The following is a 23,768-nucleotide window of genomic DNA, read 5'->3' on the forward strand; positions in this document are numbered from 1 at the left end:
TTTCAGAATTTCTCTTTGAACTTCAACCACTTGACTCGCTGCGATCTCTCGTTAGCGGGAGGCGAATTCTACAGCGTTACAACCTGCTGTCAACCACCTTTTTCAACCGCTTTCGGAGAAGACCGAAGCACTTCCTACACTCTCCAGAACATCTAACTCGTTGAATCTCAAGGAGTTTTCCGTTCCGACTGCGCCGGAAGTGGGGCGAATTATAGAGAGATAAAATGGGGCGTCAAGCACTTATTTAAACTTTTGTTACCGAAGCGCTTTTCCGCCCTGCAAAACGCGGTAACCGCTGGAGTACGGCGGGCACCCGCAGCATCAACAGCGCTACGCCGATGACCGCATAGATACTCCACTCCTTCAGGTCCGCACGCACGATCCAGAGGAAATGCAGCAAACCCAAGCCGAGAATCACGTACACCAGCTTGTGCAGGCGCTTCCAGCGCGCGCCGAGCCGGCGCTGGCTGTAGCGGTTGGACGTTACAGCAAGGGCGAGCAAACCAAGGAAGCCCAGGACCCCGACAATAATGTAGGGACGCTTGCGCAACTCCACCGTGAGTTGCCCCCAGTCGAGCCCGAGGATAAAGAAGAGGTATGCACTCAGGTGCAAGGCTATATAAGCAAAGCACCACAACCCCAACTGGCGGCGGACCACGATCCAGCCGGCCCAGCCGGTCATGCGCTGCAACGGCGTCATGCCCAGGGTGATCAGCAGGAAGATCAGCCCGCCCAGCCCCAGGCGATCGACCAGCACCTTGCCCGGGTCCGGCCCAAGGGCAAAGATCCAGGCCTGGTACAGCCACAGCAACGGCCAGACCGCTGCCAGGATAAAGATGCACAGGCGAAACAGGGGATAACGCATCAATAGTTCTTCCGCAGATCAAGACCGGTATACAACGAAGCCACCTCATCGGCATAGCCATTGAACATCTGCGTCTCGCGCACATTGGGGCTGAACAGCCCGCTGGGCAGACGCCGCTCTCGCGCCTGGGTCCAGCGCGGGTGATCCACGGTCGGATTGACGTTGGCATAGAAGCCATACTCGTCCGGAGCGATCTTCTCCCAGGTGGTTCGCGGCTGCTCGCTGACCAGGCTGATGCGCACAATCGACTTCACGCTCTTGAAGCCATACTTCCACGGCACCACGAGACGCAGCGGCGCGCCGTTCTGGTTCGGCAACTCACGCCCGTACATGCCCACCGCAAGAATCGCCAGCGGATTCATCGCCTCGTCCAGGCGCAGCCCCTCTACATAAGGCCAGTCGATCAGGGCGAAACCCGAGCGCTGTCCGGGCATATGCTTGGGATCCTGCAGCGTCTCGAAGCGGATGTACTTCGCCTTGGACGTAGGCTCGACCGCCTTGAGCAGCGCCGACAGCGGAAAGCCCAGCCAGGGAATGACCATCGACCATGCCTCCACGCAGCGCAGGCGATAGATCCGCTCCTCCAGCTGGTACGGCTTCATGAAGTCTTCCAGGGCGTAACGCCCCGGCTTGCCCACTTCACCGTCGATGACCACGGTCCAGGGCGAGGTCGGCAGGCTGCCGGCGTTTTCCGCCGGATCGCCCTTGTCGGTACCGAACTCATAGAAGTTGTTGTAGTGGGTCGCGTCCTTGAACGGGGTGATCGCCTCGCCCTGCACGGTCACCGCCTGCCAGCGAACCCCGGGCAGTTTCTCGGTGAACCAGGCTGGCGGCGAACCCGGCTGCACATCGGCATAACGCGATGTATCGGCCGCCCGCGCCCACGATGGCAGCCCGGCAACGGCCAGACCGGCCATGGAGGCACCCAACAGGGAACGACGGGAAAGGTAAAGCGACTCGGGCGTGACCTCCGACTCGGAACAGTCGGAGGCCCGGGGGAACTTGATCAGCATGATGACTCCGCAGAACCGCTGGACAGATGCAGCAGTAGACTACGGAGTCCTGAAAATATTGCAGCCCTACTCGACGTTTTTGCGCCGGCGCATACGCAACAGATATTGCGCAGGACCAGAGGCCGCATAGGCAAGGAACACCAGCAGCAGGATGCGCGGCGGGTCGCTGAAGACCACAGCGAACACCAGGACCACGGCGAGGATCGCCACGAACGGCACGCGGCCCTTCAGGTCCAGCTCCTTGAAGCTGTTGTACTTGATGTTGCTGACCATCAACATGCCCGCACCGGCCACCAGCAACGCCACCAGGAACGACAGCTTCGAGCCCTGGATACCGAAGTCGCTGAAGGCCCACACGGTACCGGCCACCACGCCCGCCGCAGCCGGACTGGCCAGGCCGATGAAGTAGCGCTTGTCGGCCTTGCCGACCTGGGTATTGAAGCGTGCCAGGCGCAGCGCCGCACCGGCGACATAGATGAAGGCGACCATCCAGCCGACCTTGCCCATGTCACCCAGCGCCCAGCCGAAGGCCAGCAAGGCCGGAGCCACGCCGAAGGCGACCATGTCGGACAGCGAGTCGTACTCGGCACCGAAGGCACTCTGGGTATTGGTCATGCGCGCAACGCGACCATCCAGCCCATCGAGGACCATGGCCACGAAAATGGCGATCGCGGCAAAGGCGAAATACTTGCTCGCCTCCTTCGGATCACCGGCACTCAAGGCGCTTTGGGCGCTCATCGAGTTGATGATGGAGTAGAAACCGGCGAACAGGTTCGCGGTGGTGAACAGGTTAGGCAGCAGATAGATGCCGCGGTGACGGACTTTGCGTCCTTCGGCGTCATGTCCTTCTTCGACATGCTCATCGATCGGTAGCAGGCTTTCGGCGTCAGAGGCCTTGTTCGGCTCTTCGGGACGTTCGCTCATTGAGATTACCTTGCAACGGTTTGGAAAGTTTTGACAAAGGTTTGCGGCGAGGGTTCGCCGACAAACGGATGGAAAGCTTATACCAGAACCTGACCCCGGAAATGAAAAAACGCGGCCGAAGCCGCGCTTTCATTGCATCAAGAACAATCAGTTCTTGGTCTTGTCGACGATCTTGTTTGCCGAGATCCAAGGCATCATCGAGCGCAGTTGCTCGCCGATGATTTCGATGCCGTGAGCGGCGTTGTTACGGCGCTTGGCGGTCATCGATGGGTAGTTGGTAGCACCTTCGGAGATGAACATCTTCGCGTACTCGCCGTCCTGGATGCGCTTCAGAGCGTTGCGCATGGCCTTGCGGGATTCTTCGTTGATGACTTCCGGACCGGTGACGTACTCACCGTACTCGGCGTTGTTGGAGATCGAGTAGTTCATGTTGGCGATGCCGCCTTCGTACATGAGGTCAACGATCAGCTTCAGCTCGTGCAGGCACTCGAAGTAGGCCATTTCCGGCGCGTAGCCCGCTTCGACCAGGGTTTCGAAACCGGCTTTGACCAGCTCGACGGTACCACCACACAGAACGGCCTGCTCACCGAACAGGTCGGTTTCGGTTTCGTCCTTGAAGGTGGTTTCGATGATGCCGGTACGGCCGCCACCAACGCCAGCGGCGTAGGACAGGGCGACGTTCTTGGCATTGCCCGAAGCGTCCTGGTAGATAGCGATCAGGTCAGGAATACCGCCGCCCTTGACGAACTCGGAACGAACGGTGTGGCCTGGAGCCTTCGGCGCGATCATGATCACGTCCAGGTCGGCGCGAGGAACGACCTGGTTGTAGTGGATCGAGAAGCCGTGGGAGAAGGCCAGGGTAGCGCCCTTCTTGATGTTCGGCTCGATTTCGTTCTTGTACAGGGTGCCCTGGAATTCGTCCGGGGTCAGGATCATGACCAGGTCGGCAGCAGCGACGGCGGTAGCGACGTCAGCGACTTTCAGGCCGTGGGCTTCAGCCTTGGCAACGGTAGCCGAACCTTTACGCAGACCGACGGTGACATCCACACCGGAGTCCTTCAGGTTGCACGCTTGAGCGTGGCCCTGGGAGCCGTAACCGATGATGGCAACTTTCTTGCCCTGGATGATCGACAGATCGCAGTCTTTATCGTAGAAAACTTTCATGAAATACCCCTGTTATCTCGGCCTTGTTCAGGCCATTCGCTAATTTTGTAGAAGTTAGATGCTCAGCACTTTGTCGCCACGGGCAATCCCGGTGACACCGCTACGCACGGTTTCCAGGATGGACGCAGTGCCGATAGCCTGAATGAAGCTGTCGAGCTTGTCGCTGGTGCCGCTCAGCTGCACGGTGTACACGCTGGCGCTGACGTCGACGATCTGCCCACGGAAGATATCGGTGGTGCGCTTGATCTCGGCACGCTGGGCGCCAGTGGCCTTGACCTTGACCAGCATCAGTTCGCGCTCGATGTGAGCACTTTCCGACAGGTCGACCAGCTTGACCACCTCAACCAGTTTGTTCAGGTTCTTGGTGATCTGCTCGATCACCTCATCGTGACCGACCGTGGTCAGCGTCAGACGCGACAGGGTCGGGTCTTCGGTCGGCGCTACGGTCAGGCTTTCGATGTTGTAGTTGCGTTGCGAGAACAAGCCGACGACGCGGGACAGGGCACCGGGTTCGTTTTCCAACAGCAGGGAAATAATGTGCCGCATATCAGGTCCGCTCCGTCTTGCTCAGCCACATGTCGCGCATCGAACCATCCTTGATCTGCATCGGATAGACGTGCTCGCTGTTGTCGACCTGGATGTCGATGAACACCAGGCGATCCTTGAGGGCGAAGGCTTCTTCGAGCTTGGGCTTGAGGTCCTTCAGGCTGGTGATGCGGATGCCCACATGACCATAGGCCTCGGCCAGCTTGACGAAATCAGGCAGCGACTCCATGTAGGAATGCGAGTGACGGCTGTTGTAGGCCATGTCCTGCCACTGGCGAACCATGCCCAGTACACCGTTGTTCAGGTTGACGATCTTCACCGGCAGGTCGTACTGCAGGCAGGTCGACAGCTCCTGGATGTTCATCTGGATGCTGCCCTCGCCGGTAACGCAGGCTACATCAGCCTCCGGGAAGTTCAGCTTGACGCCCATGGCCGCCGGGAAACCGAAGCCCATGGTGCCCAGGCCACCGGAGTTGATCCAGCGGTTCGGCTTGTTGAAGCGGTAGTACTGCGCCGCGAACATCTGGTGCTGGCCAACGTCGGAGGTGACGAAAGCGTCGCCCTTGGTGACTTCGCACAGGGTCTCGATCACGGTCTGTGGCTTGATGACACTGCCGTCGCCCTTGTCGTAAGGGAACAGGCCGCGGTCGCCACGCCATTCTTCGATCTGCTTCCACCAGGCATCCATCGCCGCCTTCTCAGGCTTTTCACCGATCTCGCGAACCGCAGCGAGCATTTCGGTGAGAACGCTTTCGACCGGACCGACGATCGGGACGTCGGCCTTGATCATCTTGGAGATGGACGCCGGGTCGATGTCGATGTGGATGATCTTGGCGCTCGGGCAGAACTTGGCCGGGCCGTTGACCACGCGGTCGTCGAAACGCGCGCCGACAGCGAGGATCACGTCGGCATGGTGCATCGCCAGGTTGGCGGTGTAGCTGCCGTGCATGCCCAGCATGCCGATGAACTGGCGGTCGGTACCCGGATAGCCACCGAGGCCCATCAGGGTGTTGGTGACCGGGACGTTCAGCAGTTGTGCGAGTTCGGTCAGCGGCTCGGCGCCACCACCGAGGATCACGCCACCACCGGCGTAGATGATCGGGCGCTTGGCCGCGAGGATCATCTCGGCAGCCTTGCGGATCTGGCCGGAGTGACCACGGACGGCCGGGCTGTAGGAGCGCAGCTTGACCTTCTTCGGATAGACGTACTCGAACTTTTCAGCCGGGTTGGTCATGTCCTTCGGAATGTCCACGACCACAGGGCCCGGACGACCGGACTGGGCGAGGTAGAAGGCTTTTTTCAGGACTTCGGGGATTTCCGAGGCGTGCTTGATCATGAAGCTGTGCTTCACGATCGGCCGGGAAATGCCGATCATGTCGGTTTCCTGGAAGGCATCGGTGCCGACCATGGTGCTTGGCACCTGACCGGACAGGATGACCATCGGGATGGAGTCCATGTACGCGGTGGCAATGCCGGTGATGGCATTGGTCGCGCCCGGACCGGAGGTCACCAGTACCACGCCGGCCTTGCCGGTGGCACGGGCATAACCGTCCGCCATATGGGTAGCGGCCTGCTCGTGGCGAACCAGGATGTGGTGCACTTCCGGTTCTTTGAACAGGGCATCGTAAACATGAAGGAGAGCACCGCCAGGGTACCCATAGATGTGCTTAACGCCTTCGTCACGCAAGAAGCGGACGACCATTTCAGCGCCGGATAAAAGCTCCACGTTGTTCACCTCTAAAACGCCAGAATACCGTTCGCTCCGGAACGGGTCTTAATAGGTTTACTGCCAAGCAGAGCATGAGCGACGAAAATGCCACTACGTCAGCACTGACTGAGCAAGTATTGGGAGCGCCCCAAAGTGTTGCGGGGTTTTCCCACCCAGCGCGAGGTAACGCGTTGCGGGGTGTAACAGGTCGGCGCGGGTGTGCGCCTCATGATCTGCTTAGCGGGTCTGCTTCTGGCAGTCCCCCTACAGCGGACTTCGGATTGTTGTGATTCGAACTGCGCAAGTCAAGTGACTTCACCGTTTAAATTCCGCCGCAGGGCCTTTGCCAGCCGGGCGGAAACGTTTGCCCTGCCCTTGCCGAGGCCCGGCCACAACGAAACGGGGCCGCAAAAGCGGCCCCGGTCGATAAACGGCAAGCAAATCAGGCAGATGGACTAATCAATTGGTCGAACTCGGCCAGCAGCCGGCGTAACTCGCGACTTTCCTCCGGACGATCCACATACACCGTCTCGGCCATGACCAGGATGCCCGAGGCATTGGGCAATGCCAGGCCGTGCTCGAGGATCTGCTTCATGCGCGGCAGGAAGATCCATTGCAGCCATTGATCGAAGCCCATTGTGTCGACGGCGAAAGGCACGGTGCTGGCCAGCGCCTCGGCACTCGGCGCCTCGTCGCTCCACCAGCCCTGGACATGCAGTTCGCGCTCGATCAGCAGCAGGTGATCGGCGATATCGAGAATACGCTGGTCCATCACAGGGTCGCCTGGGCTTTCTGCCGGGCCTGAGCGGCACCCGCAGCGTCGCCCTGCTTGTCGCGGGCCTGGGCGATGATGTTCCACAGCCCGGCCTGCAGGTCAGGTCGGCCGTTCGCATAGGTCAGCGCACGACGCGCCAGTTGCTCGGATTGCGCGGCGTCACCCTGGGCCAGGCGCACCTGGGCCAGGCGGTAAAGCACTTGCGGCTCACGCGGGGCGATGCGCTGGGCACGCTCCAGGCTCGACGAAGCACCGTTGTAGTCGCCACTGCCCTGCTGTTGCTGGGCGGTGGTCAACAGCGCGAGTACCGGACCGTCCAGTTGCTCGTCAGCCGACAGGCCGCCCGAACTGGTGTTGGCCCGCGGAATGCCGGTCGGCGCCGACGGCATCGTGTAGGTGCTGCTGCTCCCTTGCGGGGTGTACGGCTGCGACGTCGACGGCCCCGGGACGATTGGCCCGGTGCTGATTCCGGACGGTGCGGTAGACGCCGGGAAGGTCTGGATCGGTGCGGCTCCGCTGCCTTGCGGGATCATCACGGTCACGCCGCTGTCCTGCGGTACGGATTGCGCCTGGCTGGTGCCATTGCGCACTGCCGCGGTATTGCCACGATTGGCCTGCACACGCTCGCTGTTGGAGACTCGGGTACCCGAGTCCACCACCGGGATCGAACCACGCTGCACGGTGGCGCAGCCGTTGAGCAATGCCAGCGCCGTCAGGGCTGGAAACCACCATTTTTTCACGTCAGGTCCTCTTGGCTATCGCCGATCAATTCATCCAGCCCTTGACCCAGTCCATGACTGAATCGGCCGGGGTCTGTTCGCCGCCGCAGGCCGTGCCCGCGACCGGCTCGCTTCCGCGAATATAAGGCATCTGCACCGCACCCGGGCAGCTCGCATCGGAGCCTTGGCCAGTGTGCGGATCGACCCAGGCCTGCACCACGTTGTCCGGTTGCGGCATGTCCAGCGGCAGCGGGTCGGCCTTGCGCATGAAGCTGGTCCAGACCTGCAGGGCACCGGTGGCACCGGTAAAGGGCGTCTTGCCGTTGTCGTCACGACCGAGCCAGACCACCGCCAGCAGGTCCTGGCTGAAGCCGGCGAACCAGCTGTCGCGGGAATCGTTACTGGTACCGGTCTTGCCCGCCAGGTTCAGCGAACTTGGCAGCACGCTGTACACCGAACGGCCGGTACCTTCACGCATCACCCGCTGCATGGCGTTCTGTACCAGGTAGATGGAGCCCGGATCGAAACGCTGCTGGATCTGGAACGGGTAACGCTTGAGCGGCTCGCCCTCGGCGGTCAGCACGCTGCGGATACCGCGCATCGGCGTATTGAAACCACCGTTGGCCAGGGTCTGGTACATGGTCGCGACCTGCATCGGCGACATGCCGCCGGCGCCCAGGAGCATCGCCGGGAATGCCGGCCAGTCGACCTCGACACCGAGACGGCCAATGGTTTTGAGCACATTCGGCACACCCAGTTCCAGGCCCAGCTTGGCCGTCGACAGGTTGTAGGAGTTGGCCAGGCCCTGGTACAGGTAGATGGTGCCGTGGGCCCGGCGGTCGTAGTTCTGCGGTTTCCACACCTGGCCATCGGCGCCCTTGACCGAGAATGGCTCGTCCTGGACCCAACTGGTGAGGGTGTACTGGCTCGGTTTCTCCAGCGCGGTCAGGTACACCGCCGGCTTGACCAGCGAGCCGATCGGCCGCACCGCGTCGATGGCCCGGTTGAAGCCGGCGAAACCGGCCTGGCGACTGCCGATCAGGGCCTGGACCTCACCGGTTTCCGGGTTGGTCACGACCATTGCTGCTTCGACTTCATCCGAGCCCTTGCGCCCGGCAAGGCGCTTGAAGGTGTCGGCCATGGACGACTCTGCCTTCATCTGCAGGATCGGATCGAAGCTGGTGAAGATGCGCAGACCTTCTTCGGTCAGGTCTTCGTCGCGGTAATCCTGGCGCAGCTGACGCTTGACCAGGTCGAGGAAGCCGGGGAACGAGCTGTCGGCCAGGCTGCCGCGCTTGGTCACGCCCAGCGGCATTTTCTTCGCCGCTTCCACCGCTTCCGGGGTCGCCACGCCCTGCTCGGCTAGCAGGTCGAGCACCAGGTTGCGGCGCTGGATGGCACGCTCCGGATAACGCCGCGGGTTGTAGTAGGACGGTCCCTTGACCATGCCCACCAGCAAGGCCACCTGGTGCAGCTTCAGCTCCGACAGCGGCTGGCTGAAGAAGAACTGGCTGGCGAGGCCGAAGCCGTGCACCGCGCGCTGGCCGTCCTGACCGATGAACACTTCGTTCAGGTAGGCCTCGAGGATTTCCTTCTTGTCGTAATGCATCTCCAGCAGCACCGCCATCATGGCTTCGGTGAGCTTGCGGCTGAGGCTGCGCTCGTTGGTCAGGAAGAAGTTCTTCACCAACTGCTGGGTCAGGGTACTGCCGCCCTGGCGCATGGCGCCGGACGAGGTGTTGACCCAGACGGCACGGGCGATGGACTTGGGCGACACACCAAAGTGGTGATAGAAGTCGCGGTCTTCCACGGCCACCAGGGTTTCCAGCAGGTATGGCGGCACCTGGTCGAGCTTGATCAGGATGCGGTCTTCGAGGTTCTTCGGATACAGGCCGCCGATCAGCAGCGGCTCCAGGCGCACCACCGCCAGCTTGGCGTTGTTGGCGGCGCTGAGGCCGGCCACGTAATCGCCGGAGAAGCGCACACTGACCTTCTGCGCCGGCTCCATGCCTTCATAGAACTGGAAGCCGCGGGTGTTCAGGTCCACGGTATTGCCGCTCACCGCCGCCGCGCCCGGACCATTGGCCACGCTTTCGCGGCGATAGCCGAGGGCATCGAGCTCGACGAGGAAGTCTTCCTTGCTCAGCTTCTGGCCGACGAACAGCTCCAGCGGCCGGGCATACACCTTGGCCGGGATGGTCCAGCGCTTGCCGGAGAATTTCTCCTGGACGACCGCATCGAGGTAGACGGCGAAACCGGCCAGCACTACAAGGCCGACCAGGCTGAGCTTGATGACCCAGCCGAGCCAGGCGCGAGAGCGGCCGGACGCTTGTTTTTTGGGGGTACGGGAAGATCGGGTACGTGTCATGGGCGCGGATTATACGCACTTTATCGTTCATCGACAGACGCCCCCCGGCGGTTTCCAGACGGCATGCTTGCCGCCATAATGGCCGATTAGAATCCCATTTGCCCCGGAAGGACCGCCCGTGAGCCAAGCCCTGATCACAGCCCTGCAGAACCCCGCCCTGTACCCGCATCCTGTGAAGGATTTCCGGGTTATCGAGACGCATATTTCCTGGGTCGTGCTCACTGGCGACTACGCCTACAAGGTCAAGAAACCGATGAATTTCGGCTTCCTCGACTTCACCGAGCTGGCCGATCGTGAACACTTCTGTAACGAAGAACTGCGCCTGAACACGCGCCTGACCGACGACCTGTACCTGGAAGTCCTGCCGATCACCGGCAGCGCCGAAGCGCCACAACTGGGTGGTGAAGGCGAGGCCATCGAGTTCGCCCTGAAGATGCGCCAGTTCCCCCAGGAGCAGATGCTCAGCACCCTGCAGGCCAACGGCGATCTGACCGCCGCGCATATCGACCAGATGGCGAAACAGATCGCCGACTTCCATCTGCAGGCGCCACGCGTCGCCGTCGAGCACCCGCTCGGCACCCCGGACAGCGTGATGGCCCCGGTGGAGCAGAACTTCGAGCAGATCCGCCCGTTCCTCACCGACAAGGCCGACCTGCAACAGCTCGACGCCCTGCAGGCCTGGGCCCGCAGCAGCTTCGACCGCCTGCACCCGCTGCTCGAAGCGCGCAAGGCCGAGGGCTTCATCCGTGAATGCCATGGCGATATCCACCTGGGCAATGCCACCGTCATCGACGGCAAAGTGGTGATCTTCGACTGCATCGAGTTCAACGAGCCGTTCCGCCTGACCGACGTCTACGCCGATACCGCCTTCCTGGCCATGGACCTGGAAGACCGCGGCCTGAAATGCCTGGCCCGACGCTTCATCAGCCAGTACCTGGAACTGACCGGTGACTACGCTGGCCTGGAACTGCTGAACTTCTACAAGGCCTACCGTGCCCTGGTCCGGGCCAAGGTCGCGCTGTTCAGCATGCCGGCCGATGCCGACGGCGTGCAGCGCGCCACTACCCTGCGCCAGTACCGCAACTACGCCAACCTGGCGGAAAGCTACAGCGCCATCCCTTCGCGCCTGCTGGCGATCACCCATGGTGTTTCCGCCGTGGGCAAGAGCCATGTGGCGATGCGCCTGGTCGAGGCCCTCGGTGCCATCCGCCTGCGTTCGGACGTGGAGCGCAAGCGCCTGTTTGGCGAGCAGGCCAGCGACGCGGCCGGCGAACTGCAAGCCGGTATCTATAGCAACGACGCCAGCCAGACCACCTACGAGCGCCTGCACCAGTTGGCCGCGGTGATCCTGCGCGCCGGCTTCCCGGTGGTGATCGACGCCACCTACCTGAAGCAGCCACAGCGCCAGGCTGCGGCCGAAGTCGCCAGCGAAACCGGCGTGCCGTTCCTGATCCTCGATTGCAACGCGCCGGATGCGGTGATCGCCAGCTGGCTGGCCCAACGCCAGGCAGACCGCAACGATCCGTCCGACGCCACCCTGGAAGTGATCGCCGCGCAACAGGCCAGCCGTGACGCCCTGGACGCCGACGAGCAACTGCACAGCAAGCGCGTGGAAACCAACGAGAGCGACAGCCTCGACAAGCTGATCGAACAGATCCGCCAGCGCCTGCCCGGCCTGTAAGCCCCTGGAGGCGTGAAGCAGTCCACACTTCACGCCTCTGCTCCTGCCTGCGGAGGCAGTGACACTATAATGCCAGTATCCGGCCACCTCCCTCCGACCGATCACGAGGCGCTCACCATGAATCAGCCACGGCTACTGGACAGTTCGCTGTTTGCATTGATTCGCAACGAGGACATCGCGGGCTTCAACCGCGAGAAACCCAAGGACGCCAGCATCGATTTCCGGGGTGGAGACTTCCGCGGCCTCGACCTGCGCGACCTCGACCCCGCCGGCGTCGATTTCCGCGATGCCTACTTCCGCGCTGCCGACCTGCGTGGCCTCGACCTGCGCGATGTGCCGCTTGAAGGTGCCAGCCTGGCCCATGCGCAAATTTCCGGGACCTACTTCCCTGCTGAACTGAGCGCCGACGAAATTCTCATGTCGGTGAAATTCGGTACCCGCATGCGCTATCGCACGCGCTAAAGCCTTCCACAGGATCAGCCTCAACGTCCGCGCAAAGCGGTATTCCCAACGGCACTGGCAAAAGGCCGCGTTATTGCCAAGTGCCGCTACACTGCTGATTGATATTCCACGACTTCCTCCACAAGACCCGTTCAGCCGGCGCAAGGAGGCTAGATGAACGATGAACTCCAGCACCTGAAGAATCTTGGCAAGACCTCGGCGCAGTGGTTGCACGCGGTAGGCATCCACAGCGCATCGGACCTGCGCCGCCTTGGCGCGGTGGATGCCTATCGGGCAGTACGCACGCGGGGATTCCGGGCATCGAAGGTGCTGCTGTACGCCATTGAAGGCGCGTTGCTGGATGTGCACTGGAACGATATCCCCGCCGAACGCAAGGAAGCGCTGAACCAGCAACTCGATGCGACGAGCCTGCGGAAAAAAAATTGAAAATAACCGGATTGGCCGGTTGACTTCGAAATGAGAATCGTTATGATTATCACAACTGGTCGCGAGACTGGTTGGATAAGCTGAAAGCCCCTGGTTCGGACTCTCAGATTATCTCCTCATCAGGCTAATCACGGTTATTGACCCGGCACTTTGCCGGGTCTTTTTTTGCCTGCTCGAAAATTGGTGTTGGCAGTACCGGCCTCATCGCTGGCAAGCCAGCTCCCACAGGTCATGCGTGCACCGCGAACCCTGTGGGAGCTGGCTTGCCAGCGATGAAGCCAGAATGAACAGCACAAAACTCAGCGTAGATCGGCGCAGTAATCCTTCTTCGGCAGCGCCGCCGTGTACCAGACGAAATCAGCCATCTGCGGGCCGACCTCCTCCCCAACCTGCGCCAGCATCAACACCAACGTCCCCCGCTCCGCCCCCAGGTCCGCCAGGTGCACCGGCGCGCCGACATCCTTGCGCACGTGATACCCACCCGCCAGCAGCAGGCTCGGGGCCGGCGCGGCCAGCATGCGCTCGGCCATGCGCCGGTCACGCTGCTGTTGCACGGCAAGCATCGACGGCAACTGGCTTTCCGGGAGCATGCCGCAGTGGCCGCTGCGCACTTCTTCCATCAACACCTCGCGCACCGCTGACGCAGTGGATCGAGCCCCCGTCAGCTCCGGCGGATTGCGATAGATGGCCGACATTTCCCCACGATCCAGATTCGCCGCCAGCACCGGGTAGTCCTCGGCAAAGGCGTCACGAATGATCGGCGCATAGAATTTCCAGTCCCAGCCTTGCTGCCAGTCGATGGCCTTGGCCAGGTCCGTGGGCAGGGGATTCTGCTGCCGCACCAGGTCCACCTTGACCTGCTGCACCGGCTCGAGCATTTCCAGGAGCACGCTGCCCTGCGCTCGCTGCTGGTTCAGCGCCTGGAGCAGCCAGCGTTGCAGGGCATGATGGTCAGGATTGTCGTGCTGCTCGCCAACCAGCACCCGCGGTGCCGCAGCCAGGCGCTGGACCAGTTGCTCCGGCGTCAGCACCTTGCCACTGGCCGTCTCGCGAATCAGCCCCAGGTCGGCATGTTCGCGGCCTTCCGGGCTCTGCCATGCCGGCAGCGGCGGCAAGGCGGGGGGCGTGGCCGTGGACTGACACCCCGCCAGCCCCCAGGCCAGCAGGAAGACGAGGCCAAACGCGCGGGACCGGGACATGTACGACTCCTATCGGGCAATGATGAGCGGATGCCCCCGCTCGGGATGACGCTGCACCAGCACATCGAGGCCGAACACCGCCTTCAGCGCCGCCGGTTGCAGCACGGTATCCGGCACGTCGAGAGCATAGGGCTGGCCGCCTTCCAGCAGCAGGATGCGATCACAATAGCGTGCGGCCAGGTTCAGGTCGTGCAGGATCACCAACACCGCCGCGCCGCGATCGGCGAAACCGCGCACCGCCTGCAGGGTGGTGTGCTGGTGTAGCGGGTCAAGGGCCGAGGTCGGCTCGTCGAGCAACAGCGTCCGCCCCTCCTCGCCCGGCCATAGCTGCGCCAGCACCCGGGCCAGATGCACCCGCTGGCGCTCGCCGCCGGACAATGCCAGGTAACTGCGATCGGCCAGATGCAGGGCATCCGCCGCTTGCAGTGCCTCGGTCACGATCTCGCGGTCGCGGCCCTGCCCGGTGCGATGGGGTAAACGCCCCATCCCCACGACTTCCTCGACACGGAACGCAAAGCCGAGGCTCGACACCTGCGGCAAAACTGCCAGGCGCTGTGCTCGCTCCTGCCCCGCCCAGTCGGTCAATGGCCGGTCATGCAGCAGGACACGCCCCCGATGCGGCGTCAGCTCGCCACACAGGGCTCCGAGCAGTGTGCTTTTCCCCGCCCCGTTGGGGCCGAGCACACCGAGCACCTGCCCCGGCGCGACATCGAGGCTGATACCGTCGAGCACGCTCTTGTGCCCGCGAATGACCTGCAGATCCCGGACCTGGAGCATCAGGCGCGCCCCCGCAATAGCAGATAGAGAAAGAACGGCGCACCGATGAACGCGGTGACGATACCGATAGGCAGTTCTGCCGGCGCCAGCGCCAGGCGGGCGATCAGGTCGGCGAACAGCAGCAGCGAGGCGCCGGCCAGCAACGAGGCAGGCAGCAGCACGCGATGGTCAGGCCCGGCCAGCAGGCGCACCAGATGCGGTACTACCAGGCCGATAAAGCCGATCAACCCGGCCGCCGCCACCGCAGCGCCGACACCCAGGGCCGTGCAGAACACCAGCTCGCGCTTGAGTTTTTCCACCTCGAAGCCCAGGTGGCGCGCTTCTGACTCACCCAGCAACAGGGCATTCAGGGCTTCGGCCCGACGTGGCAGCCAGAGCGCGACACCGGTCGCCACCAGCACCAGCGGCCAGAGGCGCTGGTAACTGGCACCGTTGAGGCTGCCGAGGTTCCAGAAGGTCAGGGTGCGCAAGGTGGCGTCGTCCGCCAGGTAGGTGAACAGGCCGACCGCCGAACTGGCCAGTGCAGTCAGGGCGATACCGGCCAGCAACATGGTGGCGACGCTGGTCTGCCCGTCCTTGCGGCCAAGCCGGTAGACCAGCGCGGTCACGCCCAGACCGCCGAGAAACGCGAACAACGACAGCAGATAAGGTGCGAACACCTCCGGCACGCCGCCAATCCAGGTGCTGCCGACAATGGCGATCGCCGCCCCCAGTGCCGCACCGCTGGACACCCCGACCAGCCCCGGGTCCGCCAGCGGATTGCGAAACAGTCCCTGCATCGCAACCCCGGCCAGCGCCAGTACAGCGCCTACCGCCAGACCAAGCAAGGTCCGCGGCAGGCGGATCTGCCCGAGGATCAGTTCCGCCTGCTCCAGCCCCTCGCCATTCACCGGCAAGCCCATCAAACGCAGGCCAGCGCGCAAGGTATCCAGCAACGGCAGGCTGACCGGCCCGAGGGCCAGCGACAGCCACACCGCCAGCAGGCACAACAGACTCAGGGCAATAAACAGCGTGCGGGGCGTTACCAGTCGGGTCATGGGGCGAGTTGGGCCTTGGCCGCTGGATAGAACGCCTGCGCCAGCGCTTGCAGGCTGGCTGGCAGGCGCGGACCGAGGCCGCCGACCAGCAAGGTCGGATCAAGATCGACCAGGCGTTTCATGCGTACCGCACGGGACGCGGCCAATGCCGGGTTTTCCTTGATCAGCGCCTGCAACGCCGCATCGCCAGTCAGGGCGCGGTCGGAGAACACCACCACTTGCGGATTCAGCGCAGCCAGGGTTTCCGTGGAGAAGTTCTTGTAGCCTTCGTTGGTCGCAAGGTTGCGCCCGCCAGCCTGCTCGATCAGCCAGTCACCGGCGGTGCCCTTGCCCGCAATCATCGGCTTGGCCCCCGCATGGCCGACCAGCAGGATCACCCCCGGTGCCTCTTCGGAAGCCTGCACCGCCTTGATCTTCGCCTGCAGCCCGTCGAGTTGCTGGCGGTAGGCGACGAAGCGCTGCTCGGCCTGCTCCGGCTTGCCCAGCAGCTCGCCCAGATGCTTGAGGTTGCCATGCACGGCGTCCAGATCGGCCTGGCTGGAGAACAGCTCGACCCGCACCCCGGCGCCACGAACCTGCGCCAGCACCGGCGGCGGGCCCATTTCCTCGGTGCCCACCAGCACATCCGGACGCAGGCTCAGCACACCCTCGGCGGAGAGCATGCGCTGATAGCCGATGCTCGGCAGCGCCTTCAGGGTTTCAGGATGCTGGCTGGTGGTATCGACACCGACCAGGCGGGGCTCTGCGCCGAGCTCGACGATCCATTCGCTCAGCGCACCTCCGGCGCTGACCCAGCGCTGCGGCAGTTGCTCCGCCTGGGCCGGGTTGAACACAAGCCCGATACAAAGGGCGACCAGGCTGGCACATCGGCGCATAACGAAGCTTCCTGTTCAGGGTGTTAGGAGGGGGATGACGGACAGGGTATAAAGACGCCCGACGCGGCCCGAGTCGGTAATTTGATAATTATTTGCATTTGAGCGTCAAGCCGACCTCACCTGTCACGGAGTTTCCCATGCACCTTCTCTGCACGTCTGCCGAACTGGGCGAAGGCCAGAGCCGTGGCTTCAGGCACGCCGGCATGGAGTTGCTGGGCGTGCGCCGCCAGGGCCAGGTCTTTCTGTACCGCAACCGCTGCCCACACCGTGGCATCCCGCTGAACTGGCAGCCGAACGACTTTCTCGACAGCAGCGCCAGCCTGATCGCCTGCGCTCATCATGGCGCGCTGTTCCTGGTCGAGACCGGCGAATGCGTTGCCGGCCCCTGCGAGGGCGAACTGCTGGAAACCCTGGACTGCCACGAGGACAGCCAGGGCATCTGGCTCAGGGATTGAGCAACACCGGCAAGGGCCGGTCGATCCGTACCCCGTGTTCGTCCAGCGCTACACCGTAGGCCAGGACCTCGACGCCGTCGAGCACCGCCGCACGCAAGGCCATGGCATAGCCCGGGTCGATCTCCTCGGCCGGGCGCACCGCCTCGATACCGGTCAGGTTCACGCAATACAGCTGCACCGCCCGCACGCCTTGGCGAGCCAGGGCCGCCAACTCGCGCAGGTGCTTGGCGCCGCGCTGGGTCACCGCATCCGGAAAGGCTGCCGTGGTGGTGCCATCGAAGCCAAGGGTCACGCTTTTCACTTCGACGTAGGCCAGGCCGCTGTCGTAGGTCAGCTGGAAGTCGATCCGGCTTTTCTCTTCGCCGTAGGGCACCTCCCTGCGCAGCGCCGTGAAGCCGGCCAACTCGCTGATCAGCCCGGCACGCAGCGCTTCTTCGACGATGGCGTTGGCGCGCCCGGTATTCACACAGGCCAAACGGCCCTGCGGGGTTTCACTGATCTCCCAGGTACCCGGTAACTTGCGCTTGGGATCGCTGGAACGGCTGAACCAGACCTGACCACCCTCCTTCATGCAATTGAGCATCGAGCCGGTATTCGGGCAGTGGATGGTCAGCAGCTCGCCGCTGGGCGTTTCGATATCGGCGAGGAAGCGCTTGTAGCGTTTCAGCAGGCGCGCTTGCTCGAGCAACGGGGCAAATTCCATCAGCCTTGCCAGCTCCGCAAGCCACGGGCAATCCGCTCCACCGCTTCCTGCAGGCGCGGCAGGCTCTGGGTGTAGGCGAAACGTACATGGTGATGGGCCTGGTGGCGGCCGAAATCGATGCCCGGAGTAAAGGCAATATGTTCGGTTTCCAGGAAGTGCCGGCAGAAGGCGAAGGCGTCACCACCGAACGTGCTGATATCGGCGTAAAGATAGAAGGCGCCCTGCGGCTCGACGCTGATGCCAAAGCCCAGCTCGCGCAAGGCAGGCAGGAGGAAATCGCGACGACGGGCAAATTCGGCACGGCGCTCCTCGAGGATTTCGATGGTACGCGGCTCGAAGCAGGCCAGCGCGGCATGCTGGGCCATGCTCGGGGCACTGATATAGAGGTTCTGTGCCAGCTTCTCCAGTTCAGGGACGGCCGCCGGTGGCGCGACCATCCAGCCAAGGCGCCAGCCGGTCATGCCGAAATATTTTGAGAAACTATTAAGGATGAACGCCTGGTCGTCGACTTCCAGGGCGCTTGGCGCATCCAGGCCGTAGGTCAGGCCGTGGTAGATCTCGTCCACCACCAGGTGGCCGTTGTGCGCCCGGGTTGCCCGGGACAGGCCGGCCAGCGCCTCACGGTCGAGCACGGTGCCGGTCGGGTTGGCCGGCGAGGCCACCAGGGCGCCGACGGTATCGTGGTCCCAGTAGCGCTCCACCAGGTCGGCGTTGAGCTGGTAGTTGACCTCCGGCCCCACCGGCACCAGCTGTGCGCCACCTTCGACCAGGCGCAGGAAATGCCGGTTGCACGGATACCCCGGGTCGGCCAGCAGCCAGTGCTTGCCTGGGTCCACCAGCAGGCTGCTGGTCAGCAGCAGCGCGCCGGAACCGCCCGGGGTGATGAGAATGCGCTGGGGATCGATGTTCAGCCCGTAGCGCTGCTCATAGAACCCGGAGATCGCCTCACGCAGCGCCGGCAGCCCCCGGGCCGCGGTGTAGCGGGTATGCCCGGCGGCCAGCGCGGCCTGGCCGGCTTCGACGATGGGCGCGGCGGTGGTGAAATCCGGCTCGCCGATTTCCAGGTGGATGACGTCGTTGCCGGCGGCCTGCAACTCATTGGCCCGCGCCAGCAACGCCATCACATGAAAGGGTTCGATGGCGCGACTGCGCGCACTGTAGGACTGAGCCATTGGCCTTCTCTCAATCAGGACTAGACTGATGATTCTAACCGCGCGTTGCGGTGAACGTATGGATAAACCCCGCTGTCCTACCGGAGATAACCGGGAGTAGCGCACCCCGATCCTATCTGGTAAGTTCGGCGGCTCGCAGTCGCAGGGCCGGCGGTCGCCGGATACGGAAACATGCCTGCGCATTGGATCAGATGAGTGAGAGGCGGTCTATTCATGTCCACCGTAGAAAAGCAAAAAGCCGGTCATTCCATGTACGGTATCGACCCTTACGCGGAGACCAAAGGCGAGGAGTACATGGGCGCGCCCATGAAGGCTCACTTCACCAAGCTGCTCGACGCTTGGAAACGGGACCTGATGCTGAGTGTCGACCGCACCGTGGACCACATGAAGGACGAAGCCGCCAACTTCCCCGACCCGGCCGACCGTGCCAGCCAGGAAGAAGAGTTTGCCCTGGAACTGCGCAACCGCGACCGAGAGCGCAAGCTGATCAAGAAGATCGACAAGACCCTGCAGAAAATCCAGGACGATGACTACGGCTGGTGCGAGCAGTGCGGCATCGAGATCGGCCTGCGCCGCCTGGAAGCCCGTCCCACCGCGGACCTGTGCTTCGACTGCAAGGAACTCGCCGAGAAAAAGGAAAAGCAGGTCGGCAAAGGCTGATCCTGACTCCTGCAGAACGGGGCGCATCATGCGCCCCGTTTCATTTATATAGCCTGCACAGATCATGACCGACTCCCGCTACATCGGGCGCTTCGCCCCCACCCCCAGCGGTTTCCTGCATTTCGGCTCGCTGGTCGCGGCCCTCGCCTCCTGGCTCGATGCCCGCGCCGTCGGCGGCCAATGGCTGCTGCGCATGGAAGACATCGACCCGCCCCGGGAAGCCCCCGGCGCGCAGAAGGCGATCCTCGAAACCCTGGAAAGCTACGGCCTGGAATGGGACGGCGAGGTGGTCTACCAGCATGACCGCCATCAGGCCTACGCCGAAGTCATCGACCGCCTGTTCCGCCAGGGCCTGGCCTACGCCTGCACCTGCTCGCGCAAACAACTGGAAGGCTATAACGGCATCTACCCAGGGCTGTGCCGCAATCTCGGTCACAGCCAGGAAGACGCGGCGATTCGCATCCGCGTGCCGGAACTGACCTACAGCTTCACCGACCGCGTCCAGGGGCATTTCCAGCAGCATCTGGGCAAGGACGTCGGCGACTTCATCATCCGCCGCCGCGACGGCCTCTACGCCTACCAACTGGCCGTGGTGCTGGATGACGCCTGGCAAGGCGTGACCGACATCGTGCGCGGCGCCGACCTGCTGGACAACACCCCGCGCCAGCTCTACCTCCAGGAGTTGCTGGGCCTGTCGCAACCGCGCTACCTGCACGTGCCGTTGATCATCCAGCCGGACGGGCACAAGCTGGGCAAGACCTACCGCTCGGCGCCACTCCCGGCCGAGCAGGCGTCACCGCTGATCCTGCGGGCCCTGCGCGCGCTGGGCCAGACGACCGACGCAGCGATGGCCGAGGCCCGCCCCGCCGAAGTCCTGGCCCATGCTGCCCGGCAGTGGGATGCGCAAGCGATTCCGCGCAGCCTGACCTTGCCCGAAGCGGATCTGCGCTAAGTGTTTGCCGGGGAGCGGAAAGGCCAATAGATTCAAACCCTTGGGCCAGATTCGCCTGCCCGTTTGCAGGCGCCCGCCCTTCCGTTACCATCACCCGCGTTTTGCGCCAATAATAAATCCAGTCCGCAGCGCACAATTCCATCGAGGCCAGCATGTACATCTATCGTTTGGTCCTGCTTCTGGTCGTGGGGATCTACCTGTTCTCCCCGGCCATCATGGACTGGTGGATCGAGCCGACCGGTGCCTGGTATCGCCCTTACCTGCTCTGGCTGATCCTGATCGTCGTGACCTTTATCCTGCAGAGCCAACGTGATGCCGATGAGCTTTAGCCTGACCCAGATGATCCTGATCAGCGCCGCCTACCTGATGGTGCTGTTCGGCGTGGCCTGGATCAGCGAACGCGGCATGATCCCCCGGGCGATCATCCGTCATCCCCTGACCTACACGTTGTCGCTCGGCGTCTATGCCAGCGCCTGGGCCTTCTATGGCACGGTCGGCCTGGCGTACCAGTACGGCTACGGTTTCCTCGCCTGTTACCTCGGGGTTTCCGGGGCCTTCCTGCTGGCGCCGGTGCTGCTCTACCCGATCCTCAAGATCACCCGCACCTACCAGCTCTCGTCGCTGGCCGACCTGATCGCCTTCCGCTTCCGCAGCACCTGGGCCGGGGCGCTGACCACGGTGTTCATGCTGATCGGCGTACTGCCGTTGCTGGCCCTGCAGATCCAGGCGGTGGCCGACTCCATCAGCATCCTCACCGGCGAACCGGTGAAGAGCCGGGTGGCCCTGGCCTTCTGCGCGATGATCACGCTGTTCACCATTTTCTTCGGTTCCCGGCATATCGCCACCCGCGAGAAGCATGAAGGCCTGGTGTTCGCCATCGCCTTCGAGTCGGTGGTCAAGCTGCTCGCCCTGGGCGGGATCGGCGTGTATGCGCTGTACGGCGTATTCGGCGGGCCGCACCAGTTGGAAGTCTGGCTGCTGCAGAACCAGACCGCCCTCGCCGCCCTGCACACGCCGTTGCAGGAAGGTCCGTGGCGCACCCTGCTGCTGGTGTTCTTCGCCTCGGCCATCGTCATGCCGCACATGTATCACATGGCCTTTACCGAGAACCTCAACCCGCGCTCGCTGGTCAGCGCCAGCTGGGGCCTGCCGCTGTTCCTGCTGCTGATGAGCCTGGCGGTGCCGCTGATCCTCTGGGCCGGCCTCAAGCTCGGCGCCAGCACCAATCCGGAATACTTCACCCTCGGCCTGGGCATCGCTGCCAACAGCCAGGCCCTGGCCCTGCTCGCCTATATCGGCGGGCTATCGGCAGCCAGCGGACTGATCATCGTGACGACCCTGGCGCTGTCGGGGATGGCCCTCAACCACCTGGTACTGCCGCTCTACCAGCCGCCAGCCGAAGGCAATATCTACCGCTGGCTGAAATGGACCCGCCGCGCCCTGATCGTTGCGATCATCGCCGCCGGCTTCGGCTTCTACCTGCTGCTCGGCGCGCAACAGGACCTGGCCAACCTCGGTATCGTCGCCTTCGTCGCCACCCTGCAGTTCCTGCCTGGCGTGCTCTCGGTGCTGTACTGGCCGACCGCCAACCGGCGCGGCTTCATCGCCGGACTGCTGGCCGGGATCACCGTGTGGATGGTGACCATGCTGCTGCCGCTGGTGGGCAACCTGCAGGGCTTCTATATCCCGCTGCTGAACATGATCTACGTGCTCGACGACACCAGCTGGCACATGGCGGCAATCGCCTCGCTGGCGGCCAACGTGCTGTTGTTCACCCTGATTTCGCTGTTCACCAATGCCAGTTCCGAGGAGGTCGGCGCCGCCGAAGCCTGTGCCGTGGACAACGTGCGCCGCCCGCAACGGCGCGAGCTGTACGCCGCCTCGCCACAGGAGTTCGCCACGCAACTGGCCAAGCCGCTGGGTGCCAAGGCGGCGCAAAAGGAAGTCGAGCAGGCGCTGCGCGATCTCTATCTGCCCTTCGATGAGCGCCGCCCCTACGCCCTGCGCCGCCTGCGCGACCGAATAGAGGCCAACCTGTCCGGCCTGATGGGCCCGAGCGTGGCCCAGGACATGGTAGAAACCTTCCTGCCCTACAAGTCCGGCAGCGAGAACTACGTCACCGAGGACATCCACTTCATCGAAAGCCGCCTCGAGGACTATCACTCGCGCCTCACCGGCCTGGCCGCCGAGCTCGACGCCCTGCGCCGCTACCACCGCCAGACCCTGCAGGAACTGCCGATGGGCGTCTGCTCCCTGGCCAAGGACCAGGAGATCCTGATGTGGAACAAGGCGATGGAGGAGCTCACCGGGATTCCCGCCAAGCGCGTGGTAGGCTCGCGCCTGAGCACCATCGTCGAACCGTGGCGCGGGCTGCTGCTGGGCTTCATCAACGTGCCCGACGAACACTTGCACAAGCAGCGCCTGGCCCTGGACGGCCAGACCCGCTGGCTGAACCTGCATAAGGCGGCCATCGACGAACCGCTGGCCCCGGGTAACAGCGGCCTGGTGCTGCTGGTGGAAGACCTCACCGAAACCCAGATGCTCGAAGACAAGCTTGTGCATTCCGAACGCCTGGCCAGCATCGGTCGCCTGGCCGCCGGGGTGGCCCACGAGATCGGCAACCCGGTCACCGGTATCGCCTGCCTGGCGCAGAACCTGCGCGAGGAGCGCGAGGACGACGGCGAGATCACCGAACTGAGCAGCCAGATTCTCGAACAGACCAAGCGTATCTCGCGCATCGTCCAGTCGCTGATGAGCTTCGCCCACGCCGGCAGCCACCAGCACAGCGACGAACCGGTGTGCCTGGCGGAAGTCGCGCAGGACGCCATCGGCCTGCTGGCCCTGAACCGACGCAATTTCGAAGTGCAGTTCTTCAACCTGTGCGACCCGGAGCATTGGGTCGAGGGCGACCCGCAGCGTCTCGCACAAGTGCTGATCAACCTGCTCTCCAACGCCCGCGACGCCTCCCCGCCCGGTGCGGCGGTGCGGGTGCGCAGCGAGGCCAGCGAACATACCGTGGACCTGATCGTCGAGGACGAAGGCAGCGGCATTCCGAAAAACATCATGGACCGCCTGTTCGAACCCTTCTTCACCACCAAGGATCCGGGCGAGGGAACCGGGCTGGGGCTCGCTCTGGTCTATTCCATCGTGGAAGAGCATTATGGACAGATCACCATCGACAGCCCGGCCGATACCAAGAGCCAACGTGGCACGCGCATCCGTGTGACCCTGCCACGACATGTCGAAGCGACGTCCGCTGTGAACTGAGACCGTCGAGAGAATTGAAT

At 63.4% G+C, this 23,768-nt stretch carries 23 protein-coding genes; 8 read left to right on the forward strand and 15 right to left on the reverse strand.

The window, feature by feature from the left end:
• Positions 1–244: 244 nt before the first annotated feature.
• The 9 genes from msrQ to mrcB all read right to left on the reverse strand — a co-directional run bounded on the left by msrQ (position 245) and on the right by mrcB (position 10,082).
• Positions 245–865 (reverse strand): protein-methionine-sulfoxide reductase heme-binding subunit MsrQ, encoded by a 621-nt coding sequence (gene msrQ / locus PSEMO_RS13055; RefSeq protein ID WP_075803493.1) that lies wholly within the window; start codon positions 863–865, stop codon positions 245–247.
• Complete coding sequence (msrP, locus tag PSEMO_RS13060) at positions 865–1,878, reverse strand: protein-methionine-sulfoxide reductase catalytic subunit MsrP (RefSeq protein ID WP_075803494.1); 1,014 nt, start codon at positions 1,876–1,878, stop codon at positions 865–867. Before msrP ends, msrQ begins: the two co-directional genes overlap by 1 nt.
• A 66-nt stretch (positions 1,879–1,944) precedes the next feature.
• Positions 1,945–2,802 carry a CDP-diacylglycerol--serine O-phosphatidyltransferase gene (gene pssA, locus PSEMO_RS13065; protein ID WP_009398818.1) on the reverse strand — a complete coding sequence of 286 codons (858 nt, stop codon included), beginning with the start codon at positions 2,800–2,802 and terminating at the stop codon, positions 1,945–1,947.
• 147 nt (positions 2,803–2,949) lie between these two features.
• The gene (gene ilvC, locus PSEMO_RS13070; protein ID WP_075803495.1) at positions 2,950–3,966 is read right to left on the reverse strand and encodes a ketol-acid reductoisomerase; all 1,017 of its coding nucleotides are present in this window, start codon (positions 3,964–3,966) and stop codon (positions 2,950–2,952) included.
• Positions 3,967–4,020: 54 nt separating this feature from the next.
• Positions 4,021–4,512 (reverse strand): acetolactate synthase small subunit, encoded by a 492-nt coding sequence (ilvN, locus tag PSEMO_RS13075; protein WP_008096911.1) that lies wholly within the window; start codon positions 4,510–4,512, stop codon positions 4,021–4,023.
• A gap of 1 nt (position 4,513) precedes the next feature.
• Positions 4,514–6,238: an acetolactate synthase 3 large subunit gene (locus PSEMO_RS13080; protein ID WP_075803568.1), complete on the reverse strand. Its 1,725-nt coding sequence runs from the start codon at positions 6,236–6,238 to the stop codon at positions 4,514–4,516.
• 424 nt (positions 6,239–6,662) lie between these two features.
• Positions 6,663–6,995 (reverse strand): YqcC family protein, encoded by a 333-nt coding sequence (locus PSEMO_RS13085; protein WP_075803496.1) that lies wholly within the window; start codon positions 6,993–6,995, stop codon positions 6,663–6,665.
• The gene (locus PSEMO_RS13090; RefSeq protein ID WP_075803497.1) at positions 6,992–7,735 is read right to left on the reverse strand and encodes a tetratricopeptide repeat protein; all 744 of its coding nucleotides are present in this window, start codon (positions 7,733–7,735) and stop codon (positions 6,992–6,994) included. The genes PSEMO_RS13085 and PSEMO_RS13090 overlap by 4 nt, the downstream gene beginning before the upstream one ends.
• A gap of 25 nt (positions 7,736–7,760) precedes the next feature.
• The gene (mrcB, locus tag PSEMO_RS13095; protein WP_075803498.1) at positions 7,761–10,082 is read right to left on the reverse strand and encodes a penicillin-binding protein 1B; all 2,322 of its coding nucleotides are present in this window, start codon (positions 10,080–10,082) and stop codon (positions 7,761–7,763) included.
• Positions 10,083–10,200: 118 nt separating this feature from the next.
• Here mrcB and PSEMO_RS13100 point away from each other — a divergent pair, with 118 nt between their 5' ends.
• The 3 genes from PSEMO_RS13100 (at position 10,201) to PSEMO_RS13110 (ending at position 12,651) form a co-directional block, all read left to right on the forward strand.
• Complete coding sequence (locus PSEMO_RS13100) at positions 10,201–11,763, forward strand: bifunctional aminoglycoside phosphotransferase/ATP-binding protein (protein WP_075803499.1); 1,563 nt, start codon at positions 10,201–10,203, stop codon at positions 11,761–11,763.
• Positions 11,764–11,880: 117 nt separating this feature from the next.
• Complete coding sequence (locus tag PSEMO_RS13105; RefSeq protein ID WP_075803500.1) at positions 11,881–12,225, forward strand: pentapeptide repeat-containing protein; 345 nt, start codon at positions 11,881–11,883, stop codon at positions 12,223–12,225.
• A 153-nt stretch (positions 12,226–12,378) separates the two neighbouring features.
• Positions 12,379–12,651, forward strand: a complete 273-nt coding sequence (locus PSEMO_RS13110; RefSeq protein WP_009398805.1) for a TfoX/Sxy family protein — start codon at positions 12,379–12,381, stop codon at positions 12,649–12,651.
• A gap of 299 nt (positions 12,652–12,950) precedes the next feature.
• Here the strand turns inward: PSEMO_RS13110 and PSEMO_RS13115 are convergent, their stop codons facing one another.
• Genes PSEMO_RS13115 through PSEMO_RS13130 form a run of 4 tightly spaced genes read right to left on the reverse strand, consistent with a single transcriptional unit; the run spans position 12,951 to position 16,539 of the window.
• Positions 12,951–13,850: a ChaN family lipoprotein gene (locus PSEMO_RS13115; protein WP_075803501.1), complete on the reverse strand. Its 900-nt coding sequence runs from the start codon at positions 13,848–13,850 to the stop codon at positions 12,951–12,953.
• Positions 13,851–13,859: 9 nt separating this feature from the next.
• On the reverse strand, positions 13,860–14,627 hold the full coding sequence (locus PSEMO_RS13120; protein WP_075803502.1) for a heme ABC transporter ATP-binding protein: 768 nt from the start codon (positions 14,625–14,627) through the stop codon (positions 13,860–13,862).
• Positions 14,627–15,610 (reverse strand): FecCD family ABC transporter permease, encoded by a 984-nt coding sequence (locus tag PSEMO_RS13125; RefSeq protein WP_178391997.1) that lies wholly within the window; start codon positions 15,608–15,610, stop codon positions 14,627–14,629. The genes PSEMO_RS13120 and PSEMO_RS13125 overlap by 1 nt, the downstream gene beginning before the upstream one ends.
• A 50-nt stretch (positions 15,611–15,660) precedes the next feature.
• Complete coding sequence (locus PSEMO_RS13130; protein WP_075803504.1) at positions 15,661–16,539, reverse strand: heme/hemin ABC transporter substrate-binding protein; 879 nt, start codon at positions 16,537–16,539, stop codon at positions 15,661–15,663.
• A gap of 137 nt (positions 16,540–16,676) precedes the next feature.
• Between PSEMO_RS13130 and PSEMO_RS13135 the strand changes: the two genes are divergently transcribed.
• Entirely contained in the window at positions 16,677–16,994 is a 318-nt protein-coding gene (locus PSEMO_RS13135) for a Rieske (2Fe-2S) protein (protein WP_075803505.1), read from the forward strand.
• On the opposite strand, the gene sfsA is transcribed toward PSEMO_RS13135, so the two are convergent.
• Together sfsA and PSEMO_RS13145 are read right to left on the reverse strand one after the other, a co-directional pair.
• On the reverse strand, positions 16,984–17,697 hold the full coding sequence (gene sfsA, locus PSEMO_RS13140) for a DNA/RNA nuclease SfsA (protein ID WP_075803506.1): 714 nt from the start codon (positions 17,695–17,697) through the stop codon (positions 16,984–16,986). The two genes, PSEMO_RS13135 and sfsA, sit on opposite strands and share 11 nt — an antisense overlap.
• Positions 17,697–18,869 (reverse strand): pyridoxal phosphate-dependent aminotransferase, encoded by a 1,173-nt coding sequence (locus tag PSEMO_RS13145; protein ID WP_075803507.1) that lies wholly within the window; start codon positions 18,867–18,869, stop codon positions 17,697–17,699. Before PSEMO_RS13145 ends, sfsA begins: the two co-directional genes overlap by 1 nt.
• A 213-nt stretch (positions 18,870–19,082) precedes the next feature.
• Between PSEMO_RS13145 and dksA the strand changes: the two genes are divergently transcribed.
• From dksA to PSEMO_RS13160, 4 genes are all read left to right on the forward strand, one after another.
• The gene (gene dksA, locus PSEMO_RS13150) at positions 19,083–19,529 is read left to right on the forward strand and encodes an RNA polymerase-binding protein DksA (RefSeq protein WP_075803508.1); all 447 of its coding nucleotides are present in this window, start codon (positions 19,083–19,085) and stop codon (positions 19,527–19,529) included.
• Positions 19,530–19,593: 64 nt separating this feature from the next.
• On the forward strand, positions 19,594–20,481 hold the full coding sequence (gluQRS, locus tag PSEMO_RS13155) for a tRNA glutamyl-Q(34) synthetase GluQRS (RefSeq protein WP_075803509.1): 888 nt from the start codon (positions 19,594–19,596) through the stop codon (positions 20,479–20,481).
• Between the two features lie 152 nt (positions 20,482–20,633).
• Positions 20,634–20,810, forward strand: a complete 177-nt coding sequence (locus tag PSEMO_RS32535; protein ID WP_003250005.1) for a hypothetical protein — start codon at positions 20,634–20,636, stop codon at positions 20,808–20,810.
• Complete coding sequence (locus PSEMO_RS13160) at positions 20,794–23,748, forward strand: sensor histidine kinase (RefSeq protein ID WP_178391996.1); 2,955 nt, start codon at positions 20,794–20,796, stop codon at positions 23,746–23,748. The genes PSEMO_RS32535 and PSEMO_RS13160 overlap by 17 nt, the downstream gene beginning before the upstream one ends.
• Positions 23,749–23,768: the final 20 nt, after the last annotated feature.

The sequence above is a fragment of the Pseudomonas putida genome, from assembly GCF_001941965.1.
GTDB classification, from domain to species: Bacteria; Pseudomonadota; Gammaproteobacteria; order Pseudomonadales; family Pseudomonadaceae; genus Aquipseudomonas; species Aquipseudomonas putida_L.